Source organism: Geodermatophilus chilensis, assembly GCF_002802985.1.
Taxonomy (GTDB): Bacteria; Actinomycetota; Actinomycetes; order Mycobacteriales; family Geodermatophilaceae; genus Geodermatophilus; species Geodermatophilus chilensis.
In genome coordinates this window covers 1-1103 of record NZ_NVPT01000365.1, presented here as the reverse complement: position 1 = coordinate 1103, position 1103 = coordinate 1, and the positions used below count along the sequence as shown (strand labels likewise).

The 1103-nt window shown below is 74.6% G+C and carries 1 protein-coding gene; it reads left to right on the top strand.

All coding sequences use genetic code 11. The features are described 5' to 3' along the window. Positions 1-1039: phosphatidate cytidylyltransferase (locus CNO22_RS27180; protein WP_332870113.1), on the top strand; the 1039-nt coding region annotated here is incomplete at its 5' end. Positions 1040-1103: the final 64 nt, after the last annotated feature.

Sequence of the window (1103 nt, the reverse complement as noted above, 5' to 3'; positions counted from 1 at the left end):
CCAGGACCCCGCGTGCGGGCGGATCCGGGTCGTCGGGCGGCGCCCGGCCCCGGCGGAGCCGCCGCTCCCGCCGCGGTCGGTCACCGACCTGCGGACGGCGTCGCTGCCGGTGCACGACCCGGCGACCGCCGAGCCGCCCGGGTGCGAGCCGAGGACGGCGCAGGTCGAGGTGCCGACGTCGACGACCGAGTCCGTCGGTCCCGACCTGGTCGCGACACCGGGGAAGAAGTCCGGTCGCGCCGGTCGCGACATGGTCGCCGCCATCGGCGTCGGCCTGGGCCTCGGTGCGGCCATCCTGGTCTCGCTGCTGGTCTACCGACCGGCGTTCCTGCTGGTGCTCGGGGCCGCGATCCTCACCGGCGTCGTCGAGCTGACCCGCGCGCTGCAGGCCGGCAGCGCGCGTGCTCCGCTGGTGCCTCTGCTCGTCGGCACGGTCGCGATGATCGCGCTGGCCTGGACCCGCGGAGCCTCCGGGCTGGTCGTGGCGTTCCTGCTCACCGTCCTCGCCGTCCTGCTGTGGCGGCTGGGCGACGGCCCCGACGGCTACCTGCGGGACGCCTCGGCCGGCGTGCTCGTGGCGCTGTACGTGCCGTTGCTGGCGGGGTTCGCCGTCCTGCTGCTCGTCCCCGACGACGGCGCGGCCCGCGTGCTGGCCTTCATCGCCACCGTCGTCGGCAACGACGTCGGTGGCTTCGCCGCGGGCGTGCTGTTCGGCAAGCACCCGATGGCGCCCTCGGTCAGCCCCAAGAAGTCGTGGGAGGGGATGGCCGGCTCGATCCTGGCCTGCGTGCTGGTCGCCACCCCGATCGTCACCCTCGCCCTGGGCGGCCCCTGGTGGGGCGGGGTGCTGTTCGGCGTCGCCCTGGCGGTCAGCGCGACCGCCGGCGACCTCGGCGAGTCGCTCATCAAGCGCGACCTCGGCATCAAGGACATGGGGCAGCTGCTGCCCGGCCACGGCGGCATCATGGACCGGCTGGACTCGCTGCTGCCCTCGGCCGCGGTCGCCTACCTGCTGCTCTCGGTGGTCGCGCCGGCCTGATCAAGGACTCCCTGCCCCCCACCACTCGCAGGCTCGCGGCGGGACCTGTCTCTTATACAACTCT